An 18,341-nucleotide genomic window follows, 5' to 3' on the forward strand; every position below is an offset into this window, starting at 1 on the left:
ACCAGATTCTATTTCTTTAGCTGTTTGTGCTGATTGTTCAATAGCTTTAGTATCTTGGTCTAGGTTTTTATTAGTTTGTTCTATGTTTTGGTTGATAGCACTTCCCATTTGTCCTAACTCATCTTGAGCAATTATCTTTAAAGGTTGTGGAGGAGTATTTGTTTTATGATTAAGATAATTAAAGAATTCAAAGAGGGTGTGGGAGATGTGTTGGAGGCGCATTACAAGCGTGCGATTAATAAAAATTGAGATAATAAGCACAATAACAATAAAAGTAACAAGTATAGAGATAACTATAGTCGTGCTAATCTCCTGCAATGGCGCATATACAGAATCTTGCGGAGCAGAAACTAGCACACTCCAAAATGTCCCTGTATTTCGCCACACTTCAAATGTAGAAACACCACCAATTGCCTCTTGTCCATATCGATTTTCATACTGAAAAATCCCGCTTTGGTGGTTATCTTGCGCATCAATGATTTGTTTGACTGAAGCGCTTTGATTAACATCTGCAATTTTCTTACCAAAATGCTCCATATTATCACTTGCCGCATACACGCCGCCCGGAGATAAAATAGAAATAAAATCATCTTTAAATACGCTATTTTGCTTATTTAGCACTATACCATTTGCAATCGCATCAAGGTTAATAGAAAGCCCAACCATACCCACAAGCTTATCGCCATTAAGCAGTGGCACGACTGCATTCACTGCGTGGAATATCTCGCCTTCAAGCGTTACTTCAAAAGGCACGCCAAATATCGAACGCTTCTCATCAAGCGCTTTTTTCGCCGCTGGGAAATCAAGCACAACCGCATCTGGCTTGACTTTGCGCACACCGCCTACACGAGATGGCTCATCATCACGATATAGCCTTAAGTAGCCACTTCTACCATTTTTGGTAAAAAGCTCATCTGGCTTGCCGCCCTCAAGCTCAAACATATAAACAAAAGCATATTTTGCCCAATTAGATGTATCAAGCAAGCTAAAGAGGCTGCCATCAATAGCTTTGCTCTCTATAGCAACGCCTGCTTGCAAAAAATTACTAATCACGCCCTGTGTATTCTCCAAAAGCGCAAAGCTCTCATCAAAAATAGGCGCGATATTATTCGCATGCCGCTCAGCAGCATTATAAAGCAGTGATTTTGCCTCTTTATCAAGCACGGCACGCGTTTGAGCAATAACCACAAATGCCATAATAGCGATACATACAAGCACAACAATGGCGATGACAAGATTCATTTTTGTGCCAAATTTTAATCTCCTAAAAAAGCTCAACATAGCAAAAACCTCCAAAAAGTAGTAAAAATGAGGCAATTATTCCTTAATTATTTACAAAATAATATAATTTTCCTGCAATTTGTAAAATATTATGTTGAGAGTTGTTACTAAAATATACAAAAATATATAGAGTCGCATATAATGCTTAAAAATAAGAAAAATATATGAAATATTGCTTTTATCTTAGGTATTTGTTTGCCTAATTGGCTTATTAAGATGAGTGGTAAAAAGTGGGATTAAAGTGATGTGCAAAAGTAGTAAGAGTTAAAAGCCCCCAAAGCCCTAAAGGCTTTGCAGGATAAGATTGTTAAGCTCTGCGCCAAAGGCTTTTGCATTTTTAAGACTATCGCCCTCTAGCACCACCGCTGCGCCAAATAGTAAAAGTGCAGATTGAGCGATTTTCTCACTGCTTGCATTTTTGAGCTTTGTAAAAATTTCGTGATTAATATTAAGCTCAAGTGTAGGCTTAGATTCTGGTAATTGCTGCCCCATTTGCGCCATAAGATTTGCCATCATAGGATTTGCGTCCTCTTTAATAAGCGCTATGGGAGCTTCGCCAAGAGTGGAGAGCTTCACATCGGCAATCTGCTCTCCCAAAGCCTCCTTAAAGCCCTTGATAATAGGCTCAAAGGCTTTTTGCGTCTTTTTATCCACAGCCTCTTCACCTAGCTCCTCTAAAGCCTCTTTTGAGTTAATACTCCTTAGCGGCACTTTATCATACTCACCAACCATAGGCATAACCACAGAATCAATCTCATCGCTCAAAAGCAGCACATCAAAGCCCTTTTGCGCAAATTTTTCAAGCAATGGCGTATTTCTAAGCGCATCTTTATTCTCACCAAGAATATAATAAATGCTCTTTTGCTCACTACTCATCGCCTCCTTATAAGCCTTGAGTGAAATATGCTCACTCTTAAAGCTATCAAAACGCAATAACTCTAAAATTTTCTCCTTATTTTCATAATCGCTATACAAGCCCTCTTTAAGCACTTTGCCAAATTGCTCATAAAACGCCTTATAATCTGCTTCCTTTTTGGCAATATTGCCAATTTCGCTTAGAATCTTCTTTGTGGAGGCAGATTTGATATTGGCTAAAATCTTATTTTGCTGCAAAATCTCACGACTCACATTAAGAGGTAAATCCTCGCTATCAATCACCCCGCGGATAAAGCGCAAATAAGGCGGCAAAAGCTCCTTATCATCATCGGTGATAAATACACGCTTGACATAGAGCTTTACACCCGATTGATAATCCACGCGGAACAAATCAAAAGGCGCTTTGCTTGGGATAAAAAAGAGCGTAGTATATTCTAAATTACCCTCCACTTTAGTGTGAATCCACCGCATGGGCGGATTATTATCATGCGAAAATGTGCTATAAAACTCCTTATAATCTTCATCTTTTAGCTCGCTCTTAGGGATTTTCCACAGGGCTTTAGCGGTATTAATCTGCTCTTGCTTTTGCTCTTTTTTCTCCTTTTTGTCCTCGCCCTCGCCCTCAAAGCTAGATTCTGTATAATGCAAATAAATAGGGAATGCAATGTGTTGTGAATACTTATGAATGATATTTTCAATCTCCCAGCGTGAGGCGAAATGCGCATCTTCATCGCGCAAATAAAGCGTAATTTGCGTGCCTTGCGTATCTTTCACACATTCGCCAATCTCATATTCTCCCTTGCCCTCACTCACCCACGCATGGGCTTTCTCTTCACCGGCTTTCTTGCTTTGCACCACCACACGATGCGCCACCATAAACGCAGAGTAAAAGCCCACGCCAAATTGCCCAATAAGCGCAGAATCTTTTTTCTTATCCCCGCTAAGTTGCGCCAGAAAGCTCTTTGTGCCAGATTTTGCGATAACGCCTAAATGCTCTTTCATATCATTTTCACTCATACCGATGCCATTATCCTCTATGGTGAGCGTTTTTTTTGCCTCATCAAAGGAAATATCAATACGCGGCGTAAAAGCAAGATTTTTTAATTTATCATCTGTAAGCGTGAGGTATGAGAGCTTATCAAGCGCGTCAGAGGCGTTACTTACAAGCTCACGCAAAAAAATCTCCTTATTAGAATACAAAGAATGTATCATTAAATCTAAAAGCTGTGTGATTTCGGTTTGGAATTGATGTTTTGTTGCCATCGTTTGCTCCTTAAATTAAAATATTTAGCAATTATAGCAGAAAATGTTAAATTTTGTATAAAGTTGATAGTAATATTATAAACTTTAGTGAGCTAATTAATATAATATATATTTAGCCTATGATATTAAATCTACTCTAAAATTATTTTATTTGCGCCATTTGAAACCATTTTTGCACTATTTCACACGCCATTTATAGACAATAATAAGAAAAGTATGCATTCTTGTGATATTGTAAGTTTTTAAAACTAGGTAAAGATTATTTTACAATATAATGTCATATTTGATACTAATGCGCATTTATCGTTATTTATGCTAAGATATGATTGCAAATCAAAAAGGAGAAAACATGCAGCATAAAACAAATCCTTATTACTCCCCTTGCCCTGTGGAGACCACGCTCAACATCGTGGGCAATAAATGGAAGCTACTTATTATCTCAAAACTTTTAGAGGATAAGAAACGATTTGGCGAGCTTAAAAAGGAGCTAAGCGCGACTAAAAATCAAAGCATTAGCCAAAATGTCCTCACACAAAACTTACGCGAACTAGAGGAAGCCAAAATCATCAAACGCAAGGTATTTGCGCAAGTGCCGCCAAAGGTAGAATACTCCCTCACAGAACTTGGCGCGAGTTTAGAATCTGTGCTAAATAGCCTTGAGACATGGGGCGGAAACTACCAAAAAGGCTGCATATAGCTTTAATGCTTATTTTGACTAATGGCTTTCAAAAGCCGCTTTTCTAGCACTTTAGGTTTAGCTATGCTATTTTTTGCCCGCGCATTGAGTGCGTGAAAAATCTCCCTTATATTTATAGAATCTAGCCCATAATCGCGCGGATTGCGCGAAATATTTACTTGCTTAAATAGCCTTAGAATGCGCTTTTTATAAGGCTTTAATATCTCAAACGCCAAGCTTTTTTTAGGCAGAGATTCTATAATGTAGGGCAAGCTAAAGCTACACGCCAAGCCATGCGGGATATGAAATTGCATAGTCAAAGGATAGCTTATAGCGTGTGCGAGCGCAGTTTGGGTATTGCTAAAGGCAAGTCCGGCGTGTATGGAGGCAAGTGCAAGCCTTTGGCGTAAAAATCTCAAATCCTCCGCACACGATTTTGTATTACAAGACTTTGCGATGCTAGATTCTATATTTCTAGATTCTGTAAAATAAGATTTCATATCGCTAGATTTTGCGTGCTTTACGCGTTTTTTAGCCTCTTTTGTAAGCCTTTCATACAGCAAAGGCAAATATTCCAAAATCAAATCCATAGCGCGCAGCGCGTTATTTGTAGAAATGGGATTAGCATTTTTATTCCACAGCGACTCTACGCTATGAGAGAGCGCATCAAGCGCGGTATGCACGCTTAAATCTAGCGGCATATTTTGCATTAAAGATATATCATAAATCGCCACTTGACAATACAAATGCTCAAGCATTAATGAATGCTTTTTGTTGTGCTTACTCTCCCAGATAGTCGCCCATTTAGTAAGCTCACTACTCGTGCCAGCCGTTGTTGGCAGCGCATACACATTAGCTTTTTTAATGTTTTTAGCACCTTCTCCCGCACCATTTTTAAGTAAATTGTCAAACTCCCCAAAGCCTATATCAAGGCTCACAGCCTTAGCCGCATCAATCACACTTCCCCCACCAAGCGCGATAATTTGGCTAGCACCCCTACTCTGCGCCCATATATCGCCAAAAAACGCTAGTTGCGGATTTGGCGGCACGAGTATCACTTGAGTGATATTTATGTATTTTCTTAAATCCTCAATCTTTGGCGCAAAGCTCCTGCTTGTAAGCACAAGCGCGCTCTGCCCACCTAACTCATCTCTTAAAATCTGCGTAAATTCCACATCAAACTTAATACGCACAGGATTAAAATAACTAAATGCCATATGTTTCCTTTTTTAGATTCTATAATTTCCGCGCTGTTGCTTTTTGTAAAAAGCCGCGCGGTCTTGTTTGCTGGCAAGTAAATTGCCCTCAAACGCCTAAAGTATAAAGTTATAGCTGCTTTAAGCATCTATCAACTTATTTTTTGAGGTTAGATTCTATAATTCCGCGCTGTTGCTTTTGCTAGCACAAAAGCCGCGCGGTCTTGTTTGCTGGCAAGTGAATTGCCCTCAAACGCCTAAAGTATAAAGTTATAGCTGCTTTAAGCATCTATCAACTTATTTTTAAAGGTTAGATTCTATAAATTTTGCTAGGCGCATGGCGACTTGTGGCGGGGTGATTTTTGGGCGGCCTAGCTCTTTTTTACTGCCTTTTGCAATGCGTAAATATATGAAAAATGCGCCTTTTTTGTCACTTTTAGATTCTATAAATTCGCTCAAAGCGCGCTCAAACTCGCTCAAATCCTTTGCCACGCACACATTTTTATATCCGCACGCGCGCGCCACAAGCGCAAAATCCACAAATGGTGAGAGATTATCCTGCCCGCCTGTGCTATCATGGCTGTGATTATCTAGCAAAATGTGGCAAAAATTCCCCTGATTACGCGTATAATACGCATTCGCCGCCAAGCTGCCTAGCCGCATAAGCAGTGCAGAATCGCCATCAATGGCAATGACTTTTTTGCTACTAGCAAGCGCAATGCCAAGCCCCAAAGCGCCCACACAGCCCATCGAGCCTACCATATAAAGCTGATTTGCCCTGTCGCCTAGCTCGTAAAGCTCGCGTCCGCACTTTCCAGTGGTGGCTAAAATAACGCAGTTTTTGCCTAAATCTTGCACGATTTTTAACGCCTGAAGTCTTGAGGGGAGTTTAGATTCTATAGAATCTAAATTTACATCAAATGATGTTTGCTTCGTCATTATGTTATTATTTTTTTCTTTCGCAAAGGGGGAGGGGCTTGAATTAGGCGAAGTCGCTCCCTCCCCCTTTGCAATCCCCCACCCCGACGACGCCTTTAAAGTTTGCGCTGCGCGCCCATCGATATTTATTTGCGACAAGGTCGTGCCTTGTCGCTTTACAGAATCTAGCGGCACATCGCTAAAAGTGCCCTTACGCACGATAAATACAAAACTCTCACCGCTTTGTAAAGTCGCTTTTGCCCTTTTTAGCTGCCCCATTGCATCACTAAAATTAGTGCTTAAAAATTCATATTTTATCTCGCAGGTTTCAAGCAATTTATGCGTAATTTTGCCTAGCAATTCGTGCTGCGGCTCATCGGTATTTTCGCCCTTTTCATTTGGCTCGCCGCGCAGGGATACGAAGCAAAGAATTGGGATTTTAAAAGTGTGATTTAGGCTTGTAAGGGGGCTTAGGGCGTTGCTTAAGCCGCTATTTTGCATTAATACCACGCCGTAAAAATCGTCGTCTTTTTGGTAATTTTGGGCGGATTTTTTAGAATCTAGATTCTGTAAATTTTTAGATTCTATAGAATCCATACCACATAGCGAAATGCCGCTGGCAATGGCGATTGCCTCGCCCTCATTATTTGCCATAATGAAGCGATTTGCATTTATGCAGCAATTAATTAGCGCGCTAAGATAGCTGCAAGGCACGCCGCTGACGCGATTTAAGCCTAGCTCAAACATCAAATCCACAAATTTTTGCGTCTCAATCATTTTTTCCCTTTAAAATCTAGATTTTTAAAATCGCAATGCTTAGATTATCTCCGATTGGAATCTTTTGAAAACTTTTTAAATTTTGCTTTGCAAAAAACTCCTGCACCGCCGCGCGCACGCCCACATAGCCATTTGAAAAATACTCATGGATTAAAATCACGCCGCCCTCGCACATTCGCGGATAAAAAAACTTTAACCCCGCTAAAATAGGCTCATACAAATCGCAATCAAGATTCACAAAGCAAAATTTAGAATCTAAATCTGTGCAATCTTGCGCACTTTGCGGAAACCAGCCCTTTTTAATAACGCAGTTTTTAGGATTTGGCATTTTGCTTAGCACCAGCTCTACACTTGTATTTGCAAAATGTTTCGCGCCCAAATTCGCGCCCATAACGCCATCTTTAGTGTTAGAATTACCGCCTAAATCCTGCATGCTAAAGCCCTCAAATGTGTCAAAAAGATAGAATCTATTTTTGCTAAAAGCCTCATTTATCACGCGCGCAAAGTCGCCGCGATACACGCCCACTTCGGCTATGGCGTAGTTTTGGCGGCTAGATTCTGTGTTTATAGAATCTGTGGCTTTAGATTCTATATTTTGCAAAAATTCACTTGCAAATTCACGCACAAAATTTTCGCGCGCTTTGACGCTTACCTCGATATAGCTTGTGTCGATTTTCTCCTTTGGGACGCCTAGACTTTGCAGCTGCGCGCTAATTTCATATAGCCCTGTGAATGTGCCAATGATTATTCTATCAAAGTCTAGATTTTGGAGTTGCAAAGAGTTATACACAATTACCCCCCCCCCCCCCGCATATATCGCTAGATTCCATAAAATTCGAGCTAGATTCTATAGAATCTAAATTCACAATTTTCCCAGCCTTATTCTCATCATTGTCAATAAATGCGATAAGCTCAATCTTAGAATCTTTTATAAGTTGAGAGCCAATAAGCCGCCCGCAATTCCCAGCACCAAAAATCGCCACTTTTTCTTTTTTCATTTTTACTCCTTTTTAAAAATTAAAGATTCTATAAAATCTTTATATAGTCCCAGGGATTAGTTTAAGTATAGAATCTATACTCATACACTCACCCTCAATCTCTTTGCTCCTATCATGCTCCAAAATGCCCTGTGCCACGCGCTGCATGGCTATGAAACTCGCGCGCAGCATTTGATTTGCATAAATGATGATATTCGCCCCAGCATCGCTCAAATCGCGCGCGGTGATGTCATTAAAGCTCGTTGGCACGACCACCACAGGCGTATTAGAATCTAGCTTTCGAAACGCGTCCAAAAACGTCAAAATCTCACTAGCATTTTTATGCCGCGAGTGAATCATAATGCCATCAGCCCCAGCGTCACGATACGCAAACGCCCTATGCAGCGCATCTTTTTGCCCTTTGTTTAAAATAAGCGATTCAATTCGCGCGATAATCATAAAATCGCTTGTGATTTGAGCAAGCTTGCCAGCGCGGATTTTATCGCTAAAATCTTTCACACTATCTTGCGTTTGCGGCACATCATTGCCTAATAGCGAGTTTTTCTTAAGCCCAGTTTTATCCTCGATAATTACCGCAGAAATGCCCACGCGCTCTAGACTCCTTACGCTAAAGGCAAAATGCTCGATTTTCCCGCCCGTATCAGCATCATAAATTAGCGGCTTTGTAGTCACCTCAAAAATCTCATTTATCGTATTTAGGCGGCTTGTAAGCTCGACTGCCTCGATATCTGGCTTACCACGACTTGTAGAATCTGTCAAAGATGAACTCCAAAAGCCATCAAATTCAATTTTTTGCCCATTGTGCTTAACATGGCTATTTTGCGCGATTAGGGCGGAGAGGGCGGAGTGAGTTTCAAGGATTCTAAGTGGAGATTTTGCGTTTATGAGGCGTCGCAGGAGTGAAAGGCGCGCATTTGTGGTAATGCCAATGGCGCGGGCATTCTCATTTAGCTGTGTAGAGCTAATGCCCTGCGTGTAATGCGGCTCGATAAGCTCGCCACAGCCTAATTCTTGCAACGTGTCAATCACATTTTGCCGCACATAGCTTTGCGCGCCACTTTTCCAGTCATCGCCATGTATTACATATCGCGGCTTTAGCGCGCGGATATTGCCCTCATAGCTTAACGTGTCCTGCGGGATAACGACATCGACTTCTTTAAGGTGGCTAACGACTTCAAGGCGCTGCTCGTAAGTCATATAGGGCAGACGTTTATAACTTGCGATGGCTTTGTCAGTGAGCAAGCCTAGCACGACTTTGGCTTTGGGAGAATTTGGCGCACTAGATTCTAAATCATTTGCTAATTTCCTTGCGATTTTTAGGATATTTATGTGCCCTGGGTGGATTAAATCCGCTGCCATCGCGACATAAATGATTATGTCATCTTCATTTTTCTTTTTACTTTTAGTGTGTAACGGGGGGGGGGGGGGTGAATACATATTTTTCATAGCAATCCTTTCAAGTAAGATGTGTAAAATGTGGATAAAGTCCCTCGTATAGGGCTATGTCGCTTGCGCTATCGCACTCGCCCCAAACGCCTGCATACTTCACGCATAAGATTTTTTCTCCATTTGCAATGCAGCGGCGCAAAAGGCTTGTGGTGTCTATTTTCATACTATTTTCAAGGCTCAAAAACCGCTCCAAACCTTTTTTAGAAAAATACAAAAGTCCCATATACTGCCCTTGTATTTCATCGATACTTTGCGTGCGGCTGCCGATTTCACATAATATATTGTCCCTCATTTTGAAGCTTTCAGCATCTTCTAGCGGATTAATAAAGCGCTTTTCCCACAAATGGCGCCATTTGCTGCTATACAAAATCGCCATATCACTCTTTGCGCGCATTAAATCCTTAACCCCTTGCGCGCTATAAAAAATATCGCTATAGCTCACAATGCAGCCCTCGCGCAAATTCTCCGCATTTTCCTGCGTTGAGCGCTGCGATATAGACATATGCGAGCTTGTGCCGCCCGCTATAGATACAGAATCTAGCAGCCACTCTTTGGCGCAGGAGAGCGAATGCACCATATTAGAATCTGCCCATTGTGCATTCTCAAATACTTTTAGTTTATAAGATTCTATAAATGGCGCAATGGCTTGACTTTGATACCCCACTACAATGCCAATCTCGCTAATGTGCGCCGCGCGCAGGGCTTCAATCTGATAGAGCAAAAGCGGCTTGTTATGCAGCTCAACCAAGCATTTAGGCTTAGAATCTGTAAGCGCGCCCATGCGGCTGCCACGCCCAGCAGCAAGAATTAGGGCTTTCATGTCGCGCTCCTTTGCGTATTGCACTGACCAAAGCACACAAACATCGCCAAATGCTTTAAAATGGGGTGGATTCTATAATATGTCTCACCTTGCGTGAAATCTTGTTTTTGAGGCGTAAAGCGCGTATTTTGCATGAAGTCTTTCAAGGCGCAAATGAGGCTTTGAGCGCGAATATATGGCTCAATGGTAGTGTCAATATCTGTATTTTTTAGCGCGCGCAGAGCCTTTGTGTCAAGCCCAAAATGCGCAATCACATCGCCGCAATCTAACTTAGCATTTAAAAACATCGCACTAGCGCTAATGCTACCCTGCTCTAAAAGCGAGTAATAGCAAGTCGTAGAGCCTCGATAAGCGGGTAGCTCCCCGGCGTGAATGTGGATAAAATATTTGCCAAGTGTGAAATATTTAGGCGCGAGTATTCCCCCGCCAAAGCCCGAATAAATCATATATGTCTGCTTTAATCGCGCAATATAGTCAAATACCTCGCTAGCATTAATCTCACTAGATTCTATAATATGCGCCTGCACGCCAAAGTGCGCGCATTTTTGCAAGATAGAATCTGCACTTGCCGCATCTGGCGATAAAACTAGCACAAAACTAGGCGCGATGCCTTCACTTAGCATAGAATCTAAATAAATTTGTGAGCGCGCAGTGAGCGCATAAATCATAGCAATATCTGGCATAAGCGTGATTGTGGGCTTTGGCTTAAGATTTAGCGGTGTGGATTGCTGTGCAAAATCGCGCAAAGATTGTATAAAATCGCGCAAATGCTCTGGCGCGTTGAATACTTGCTTAACCACCATATCAAGCGCTAAAAGCTCTTTATTTATGTGTTTTGCTAAATAGCGCATATACCCCCCCCCCCCCCATAATACGCTTCTCCTAAGCTTTTTATGGAAATAAGCGTATCATTAAGCTTTAGCAAAGTATTTAAATAAAGCAAATTGTGTGTAGCGCTAAATGCCTTAGCTAGTGCGTTTGCAAAGATAAGATAATCATCAATATGTGTATATGCGCTCTCTTTGCGCGGCTTTAGAATCTGCTCACCTGAAAATGCCGAATGCCCCATTTCATAGCGCGCATAAAGCCTTTTATTCACCTCAAAGGTTTTAATAAGCAGTCTTAACATCTGCCTATCCTCCAAAGCCCTGTGCATAAACTCATTTGAAGCCACAAGCTGCGGGAGTGGCATAGAAGTATTTTCTATAAAAGGCTCACGCGTGCTTAAATAAGCGCGTAAAAAGCCGCTACCACCGAATGCAGTGTAGTTATACGCCTGAATATGCTCAAGATTATTATGCGTGATATAGGGATACATAGCTGCTTCCTTAAGAATTATTTAAAAATGCGCGTATAAGCGCAATATCCGCGCTGCGTGCAGTATCTGCAAGCTCTCGCTCTGGGTGCCACATAAGCGCTAATGCCTGCTCGCTCCTCATCGCCTCAATTTCATCATCGATATAAGCTAGCACTTCAAAGCCGTGCGGCGGCTGCTTAATGCAAAAATTATGATAGCTATGCACTTCATGGGTAAGTGTGCCTTGCAAGGTATGCGCCGCGCCTACTTTATGCGCGCTAGATTCTAAACAGATGCCAAAATAGCGCGCTAGGATTTGCATACCCCGACAAATGGCTAAAATTTTTATATGATTAGCAAGTGCGCATTCAATGAGTGCTAGCTCAAAGCTATCGCGGCAGGAATATGCGCCAATATCATTTCCCCCGCTTAGTACAAGCATATCAATGCCACTAAAAAGCTCCTCCACGCACTTAATTTGCTCGCACGATATGCCAAAGCCCACAATGCCGCACTCTAATAAAAAGCCTTGTAATTTAGAATCTAAACACTCCCATAGCTCCTTATAAGGCTCATAGGCATAGATTCTTTGCGTGATAATGGCTCTTGTGTGGGATTTTGGTGTGTTTGCAAATGTTGATGCGCTAGATTCTGGCGCATGTGTGGATTTTACCGCTGTGGCAAAAAGCTTGCTCATAGCACCACCACCTTAGCATTTGCGCAATCAATATCAAGCATACTCGCATTTGCCAATCTCTCAAACTGCTCACCGCAACCAATTATGGCTGGGATTCCAAGCTCATTAGCGCGGATTGCCATATGCGAATTTACGCCGCCAAACTCTGTGATAAGTCCTGCAATATTGTGCGAAAATATCCAATCAAAGCCCGGGTCAGCATGCGAAATACACACAATTTTGCCGCTTAAATCCGCTCCAATGAGGTTATGTTGCAAATGTAGCACGCTTGCTTGAATGCGCTTATTGGTGATAAAATTAGGCATAGATTCCATAAGAGAGAAGCATTCAACCTGCTTAGGGCTAGTAATAAGCGGCGGCAGGATAATGGATAGCTGCGAGTTATAGGAGCTTTTACCATACTCTATAGATTCTAAAATAAGGCGCTCAAGGTTATTTGAAGTGCTATATGCCTTAAAAAACACATCTGCATCACAATAGCTCATATCCTCCGCGCTCAAGCCAAACTCGCTACCCTGCGCGCTTATAAGGCTTAAAGCCGCGCTTAGATTCTTGCTAAACTCAAATTTTGATTGCTCCCTGTAAGTAATGCCCATACTGATAAAATCAAAAAACTCAAGCACGCTAGATTCTATATTATGCGCTTTGAGCAGCCCTGCAATAGCGCGCATTTGCTCTAAAGTGAGCGAGAATGCCTCCTTTTGCACCTTTGCCTTAGGCTTTTGCTTAAAATAAAAGCTAAAGTTTTCATCATATCGCGGCGATAAAATATCATAAGTCCCCGGGCGCAAATGCCCATATTTGCGCAAAAACTCTGGTTCTGGCAAGGTGTTTAAATCATGGGCAAAATGCGTAGTAATGCAATTAAGCGAGCCTAGAAAGTGATGCTTTTGCGCGGGTGTTAAAATACCCTCTTTTACAAGTGTGTTTAAAAACCCCATAGCCATAAAGCCCATACGCGCTAGCCCAACAAAAGGCTGCGTGCCATAACTTTTGCAATCTTGCAGTAGCCAATAGATTTTTTCCACCAAAGGCGCGTTATAGCTTAGAATCTGCTCGCGCTTCTGCTCTAAAATGCTAAGCTTTGCTATATCTTGCTCATAAATTTTATCTTGCAAAATCGTGTTTGTAAGCCCTTTTAGTGCGCATACAATCTCATCTATCTCATCTTTGCTAAATCCAAAATGGCTTAAAGATTCTATGCGCTTATGCGTATCAAAATAGTATGCATCAAATAAAATTTCAAACTCGACTTTATCGTGCCACTGCGGGTTTTGACGCAATGTGTTAAGATAATAATCAATAAGCTTCGCGCCCAAGCTCGCATTTAAGCGCGCTGGTAAGAATGAATTAAAACTCGCGCGCACATCTACATACGCGCGCCCATGCAGATTATAAATAAGTGGATTATCACTCACATCTTTATAGCCATAGCGCGCGCGTCCTGTGGCATATACAGAATCTGTAATGAGCTTTGCATAGAGCGAGAATGCTAGCGGGCGCGGGTGCAAGCCGATAATTTCAGCAGGATTCCAATCGGGCATAATGCCAAGTATGCCCTTAGTGCCATAAAGGCTCGGGTGGGGCTTTAGGATAGAATCTATTTTATCTTTTAATAATTGTGCTTGCGCGCGGTGGGAGGGGTATTCTCTAGGGTTTTTGATAATTAAAGGGCGCGCCTGCAGGCAATAAATAGCTTCTTTTGTAATGGCAAACTCCACATCAAGCGCGCTATTTGGGATTATAGATTCTATATCTTTGAGCAGTGCTACAATTTGCGCAATGTAGGCGTTTTCATAGTCTTTAGCATAATGGGCGACAAAAAAGGTTTGCGTTAAGCTCGCGCCTGCGGTGATAGCAGAGGTGGATTTAGTAGAATACTCAATCACATAGTAGGGCGCGTTAGTTTTAGGCTCTGTGTTGAATGCCACACCCGCGCAGAGGATATCACGCAAAAAGGGCTGAATGAGGACTATTTCATCATCAAATGAGGTTTGTTTTTTTGCGATTCTTGCGCTTTCTCTAACGATTCTAGTATTTGCGGTATCGCTTTGGCTGGAAGCCCTCTGCTGCGAATGAGGCGTATTAGACATACGCCGCATTGAAGAAGTAGAGGGCGCGCAGTCAAATGGATTACCCAAAGACGAATCGTAAGAGGCAAATACTTTTTTAATCGCCCCCTCTAAATCCTCCACGCCCACATCTGCCACACTCTCATACGCACCTGCATTTGAAGCGTGCGCGCTATCCTCATTGCTAGCAGATGAGCGCACAATAAAGCTTGCAAAGCCACTTTTTTGCAAACTTTGCTTGAGTGCTTTAAGGCGCGCCTTATCCTTAAAATCCCTATAACTTATGCTCCATTGCGGTAGGATTTTACCGGCTTTTAGCTTTGGCGCTAGATTTGCAAGCGTTTTGGCTTTAGTGCCAAAGATATTTGTGTGGGGATTTGCCTTAGATTGCGCCTGTGTGGGCTGGGAAAGAATAAAATCTGCAATTTTTTGCGCCACATCATGCGCAGAGAGCGCACTATCATAAGGCACGCACAAGTGCGCATTTGTGGGCTTATCCACAACTAAGTCAAGTCCGCCTACATTTTTCACAAGCCCTTTTTTAAAGCGCGTGTAAATACCGCTAGAATCGCGCTTTTGCAATACAGATTCTGGCACATCAAGAAAAATTTCATAATACTCCTGCAAATGCGCGCGATTATACGCACATACTTCTTTGAGCATACCATTTGCCGCGATAATGATAATTTTATTTGACTGCTCGCTTAAAGTCTTAGCAAGCTGCGCGTAGCGGATACCTAGCGCGATACGCGCGGCTTTGTCATAGGCATTTTGCTCAAAAATTTCACGCAAATGCTTGCCATCAAGAATAAGGCTATCGCGATTATGCTGCGCAAAGATAGCCTTAAGCTCACGTGCGGTGCTAGTTTTTCCCGCTCCATTTAAGCCCATAATCCAAATAATCATGGCGCTTGCCTTTTGCTAGTTTGCGCGGTAAAAGTAAGGGCTGCGTGATGTGTAAATGTGCGGTGTGCAAATGGTGTAAATTGTGTAAAATATGCGAGGTGCGCGGCGTTAGCGCGGTACTTTTTTTGCGATAATCCTAATGAAGTGATAATCCTCGTCTTTATAGGGCGCAAAACCCCTTTGCTCGCTCGCGTATAGAATCTCAAAGCCATAAATATTGCTGGTGTGCGTTTGGAGGTGGATATTTTGCTCATTAGAGTTGCCCCCCCCCCGCTAATAGATTCTATAATTTGACTAGATTCTATCCCCGCTTTTTTGTCGCTTAATTTATTTTTTGGTAAAGGCGCGCCTTGTCGCGCTATAGAATCTAAACTTTGCTCCTGTATGCGCAAGCCCTCTAATTGCGCAATCGTATCTTCAAAATGCAAAAATCTGCGGTAGTGATTATCATAAATAAAGGCATCTGGCTCATCTGCCACAGGCGCGCCCTTTTTGTATAGCTCATTTTTCTGCCCGCGCACCTCAATGGCTAAAATCCCTCCGACTTTACAGAATCTAAGGCTATCTTGCAATAGCCTATCTTGCTGCGCTTTGGTGATAGAATGCAGCGTGAAACGCGAATAAATGCAATCAAAGCTTGGTGCGCTAGATTCTTCTGGTGCATTTGTGGCGTGTGCTTGGGTGGCTGCTAAGTTTTGCTTAAAAGTCGCATCTAGCTGCGTGAAATCGCCTGCGATAAATACGGGCGGGATAACATTACGCGATGCACGCGGCATAGCATCTGCCTGTGTAGATTCTATAGAATCTGTGCAATCTAGGTGCGCGCTATTTTGTGTGGGCATAGAATTTATAGAATCCATGGTGTCATGGGCGCATAATGCGCGCGCTTGCTCTTGCAAAAAGGCAATTTCCTCCTGCACTTGGTCGATAGCAATTACGGCTATGCCGTGTTTGGCAAAGTAGAGCGCATCACGCCCATTGCCGCAGCCTAACTCTAAGAGGCTTTTTGGTGCCTTGGGTGCGGGGCTTTGTGGTGTTGTTGTCATAAAATCTTGTGGTTTTTTTAGCAGCTCTTGTGTTTTAGCTGTTTGTGCGCTAGATTTTTGCATGCTAGATTCTGTGCTAGATTCTATAATGCCCAAGTACCGCTCCAACACATAGTGCGCAAAAAGCGAGGGCTTGGCATTTAGCCTGTGTGAAGCGTAGTAGGTCTGCCAATAAGTTTTGTCCATTTGCTTTCCCTTAAGGTTTAATGCTCAACATGCTCATCAAGCTGCAAAGTGCCGTCTTTAAACTGCTGCGTGAGGTCGGTGAAATTGAGTGGATTAAGCACATTGTCTTTGACTAGCCATATCTTTTCAAAATAGAGGTCTTTGCGTCTTTGAACTTCATCCGTCCATTGAATGTTTTTGGTGTGGATAATCTCTCGACTTTTAGGGTAGTTTTTACGAATATCATGCCCCCCCCCCCAACACATGTTTGCAAGGTGTCGCAAAGTATTCCATAGACATCTGCATTACTCATAAGTCTAGAATCTACTTGTAAAGGCTTGTTGGCATTGAATTCCTTAATCATAAGAAGTGGATTTGGAGCATTGCCATAAGATTGTTGATATGGCATATTATGTGCTGGCAAATCATTGTAGCTATGGTCACTTACCAAAATAATCATCGTATTATCGTAAATAGACTCTTTTTTCAAATAATCTATTAAAATCATAGCTTGTTTGATAGCGCATATCTCATTATCGTAATGATTTGGATATTCCAAAAAAGGAACATATTGCTTAGGAAGTTGAGTGCTTCGAGTTTGGCTTGGAACACAAGTTCTACTATCAAGCACGAATGGGTAATGTGTATAGAGCGTGTGAATATACTTAAATGTCTTTCCTTTGGCACTTGTGTTAAGATTTCTTACGATTGATGGAAGCTGAGATGTGGTATTTATACCACTAAGAAAAGAAATATTTTTCATTTTATCTGTTGCAAAAATCCACGCATAGTCGGCAAATTCTATTCCGCTCACAGTGGAGTAACGAGGCGCATAGATTCTATGACGGAATACATATGGAGCAAAATAAAATAAGCCCAAAGATGTGAGCTCACCTATAGGGCGATTCTGACTCCGCAAGAGTTGTAATTGCGAAGACATACCAAGCATCTTTTCATAGTATAAACTATAATCCATATTGCTTGAAAATATCCAATTTGTAGGGTAAATAGATATGCCCTCTCCCAAATCTTTATCTGGCTCAAGATGTGGCATACCATAGGACTGGACATCAAAGCCCGCATTGCGAAAATCAATGTAGGTATTTTTAAGCTCCTTTGAGGCATTTTTTCTAAAATCCTCTATGCTTCCATTCCTTTGATTAAATGCACTTGTTTTGAAGCCAGTTAGAATAGTGTGTGCTGTTATACTTGTATTACCATCTAGAGATACTGTGTTGGGGTAATATATAAAGCCATTAAATTTTTTCTCAAATTCTGGAAACTGCTGAAAGACTATTTGCAAGTGTGAGCCACTAAAGCCATCAAAGAGCAAAACTATTATATTTTGTTCTGTCTTACTAAATGCAGTAAGCTGATGATGAAAAGGTGGCAAATATTTTTGGATATCATCGTGTGCTGCTTGAATTTGATTAGATGGTGTCTTAGCACGGGCAAGTATATCATTTCGTTGTGCATAGGCTGACTGTAAAGATAACAGAGATACAACCACAATGCTTGCTAAAACAACCTGGGTCACTCTCTTAAGGAAATGTGAATAAAACATTAAAAGCAATACAATAATACACGATAAAATACCTACAAGCAAGTCAACATATTTGTTCCAGCCATTACCAACTAGTGGATTTTTAAATACAAAATTATCCATTTGTGGGTAACTCTCGCCTGTGATGACATTATAATCAAGCACAAAAGTATAAACCAACCCTATGCAGAGTATCACACTCACACCATAACTGCCTAGTTTTAGTAATCTTGTGTGATAAAAAAAGCTTGTAATGTAAATAGTGATAAGACAAAGGAATAAGCATATACCAAAGAGTGCGCTTAGTGTTTGGTATGTTTGGCTTACATCAAATTGAGATACATCACTGCTATAAATAGCA

The 18,341-nt window shown here is 41.7% G+C and carries 14 protein-coding genes and 1 pseudogene; 1 reads left to right on the top strand and 14 read right to left on the bottom strand.

Translation table 11 applies throughout. The features are described from left to right. Positions 1-1,242, bottom strand: a pseudogene (locus LS71_RS08920) (methyl-accepting chemotaxis protein); the annotation flags it as partial. A 321-nt stretch (positions 1,243-1,563) separates the two neighbouring features. Continuing rightward, complete coding sequence (htpG, locus tag LS71_RS08925; RefSeq protein WP_034356901.1) at positions 1,564-3,420, bottom strand: molecular chaperone HtpG; 1,857 nt, start codon at positions 3,418-3,420, stop codon at positions 1,564-1,566. A 349-nt stretch (positions 3,421-3,769) separates the two neighbouring features. Between htpG and rrpB the strand changes: the two genes are divergently transcribed. Continuing rightward, positions 3,770-4,117 (top strand): MarR family transcription factor RrpB, encoded by a 348-nt coding sequence (gene rrpB, locus LS71_RS08930; protein ID WP_034356903.1) that lies wholly within the window; start codon positions 3,770-3,772, stop codon positions 4,115-4,117. A gap of 2 nt (positions 4,118-4,119) precedes the next feature. On the opposite strand, the gene LS71_RS08935 is transcribed toward rrpB, so the two are convergent. The 12 genes from LS71_RS08935 to LS71_RS08990 all read right to left on the bottom strand — a co-directional run. Next, entirely contained in the window at positions 4,120-5,313 is a 1,194-nt protein-coding gene (locus LS71_RS08935) for an iron-containing alcohol dehydrogenase (protein WP_052058222.1), read from the bottom strand. Between the two features lie 282 nt (positions 5,314-5,595). After that, a complete protein-coding gene (locus tag LS71_RS08940) occupies positions 5,596-6,987 on the bottom strand; it encodes a thiamine pyrophosphate-dependent enzyme (RefSeq protein ID WP_034356893.1) in 1,392 nt (463 codons plus the stop codon). A 16-nt stretch (positions 6,988-7,003) separates the two neighbouring features. After that, complete coding sequence (locus tag LS71_RS08945; protein ID WP_238700395.1) at positions 7,004-7,777, bottom strand: TylF/MycF/NovP-related O-methyltransferase; 774 nt, start codon at positions 7,775-7,777, stop codon at positions 7,004-7,006. Further along, positions 7,770-7,985, bottom strand: coding sequence for a nucleoside-diphosphate sugar epimerase/dehydratase (locus LS71_RS09745; RefSeq protein ID WP_238700396.1), 216 nt, complete (start codon positions 7,983-7,985; stop codon positions 7,770-7,772). The genes LS71_RS08945 and LS71_RS09745 overlap by 8 nt, the downstream gene beginning before the upstream one ends. Before the next feature lie 39 nt (positions 7,986-8,024). Then, positions 8,025-9,431 (bottom strand): phosphoenolpyruvate mutase, encoded by a 1,407-nt coding sequence (gene aepX, locus LS71_RS08950; RefSeq protein ID WP_275050999.1) that lies wholly within the window; start codon positions 9,429-9,431, stop codon positions 8,025-8,027. Between the two features lie 10 nt (positions 9,432-9,441). After that, positions 9,442-10,254, bottom strand: a complete 813-nt coding sequence (locus LS71_RS08955; RefSeq protein ID WP_138109924.1) for a phosphocholine cytidylyltransferase family protein — start codon at positions 10,252-10,254, stop codon at positions 9,442-9,444. Continuing rightward, positions 10,251-11,105, bottom strand: a complete 855-nt coding sequence (locus LS71_RS08960) for a formyl transferase (protein ID WP_034356895.1) — start codon at positions 11,103-11,105, stop codon at positions 10,251-10,253. The genes LS71_RS08955 and LS71_RS08960 overlap by 4 nt, the downstream gene beginning before the upstream one ends. After that, the gene (locus LS71_RS08965) at positions 11,093-11,572 is read right to left on the bottom strand and encodes a hypothetical protein (protein ID WP_138109925.1); all 480 of its coding nucleotides are present in this window, start codon (positions 11,570-11,572) and stop codon (positions 11,093-11,095) included. Before LS71_RS08965 ends, LS71_RS08960 begins: the two co-directional genes overlap by 13 nt. A gap of 10 nt (positions 11,573-11,582) precedes the next feature. Next, on the bottom strand, positions 11,583-12,248 hold the full coding sequence (locus LS71_RS08970; protein WP_081946305.1) for a gamma-glutamyl-gamma-aminobutyrate hydrolase family protein: 666 nt from the start codon (positions 12,246-12,248) through the stop codon (positions 11,583-11,585). After that, the gene (locus LS71_RS08975) at positions 12,245-15,226 is read right to left on the bottom strand and encodes an adenylyl-sulfate kinase (protein ID WP_034356695.1); all 2,982 of its coding nucleotides are present in this window, start codon (positions 15,224-15,226) and stop codon (positions 12,245-12,247) included. Before LS71_RS08975 ends, LS71_RS08970 begins: the two co-directional genes overlap by 4 nt. Next, a complete protein-coding gene (locus LS71_RS08985) occupies positions 15,223-16,458 on the bottom strand; it encodes a class I SAM-dependent methyltransferase (RefSeq protein WP_052058198.1) in 1,236 nt (411 codons plus the stop codon). Before LS71_RS08985 ends, LS71_RS08975 begins: the two co-directional genes overlap by 4 nt. Positions 16,459-16,570: 112 nt before the next feature. Beyond that, a partial coding sequence (locus tag LS71_RS08990) for a sulfatase-like hydrolase/transferase (protein WP_153227281.1) occupies positions 16,571-18,341 on the bottom strand: 1,771 nt, incomplete at its 5' end.

It is taken from the genome of Helicobacter jaachi, assembly GCF_000763135.2.
In the GTDB taxonomy this organism is placed as follows: Bacteria; Campylobacterota; Campylobacteria; order Campylobacterales; family Helicobacteraceae; genus Helicobacter_C; species Helicobacter_C jaachi.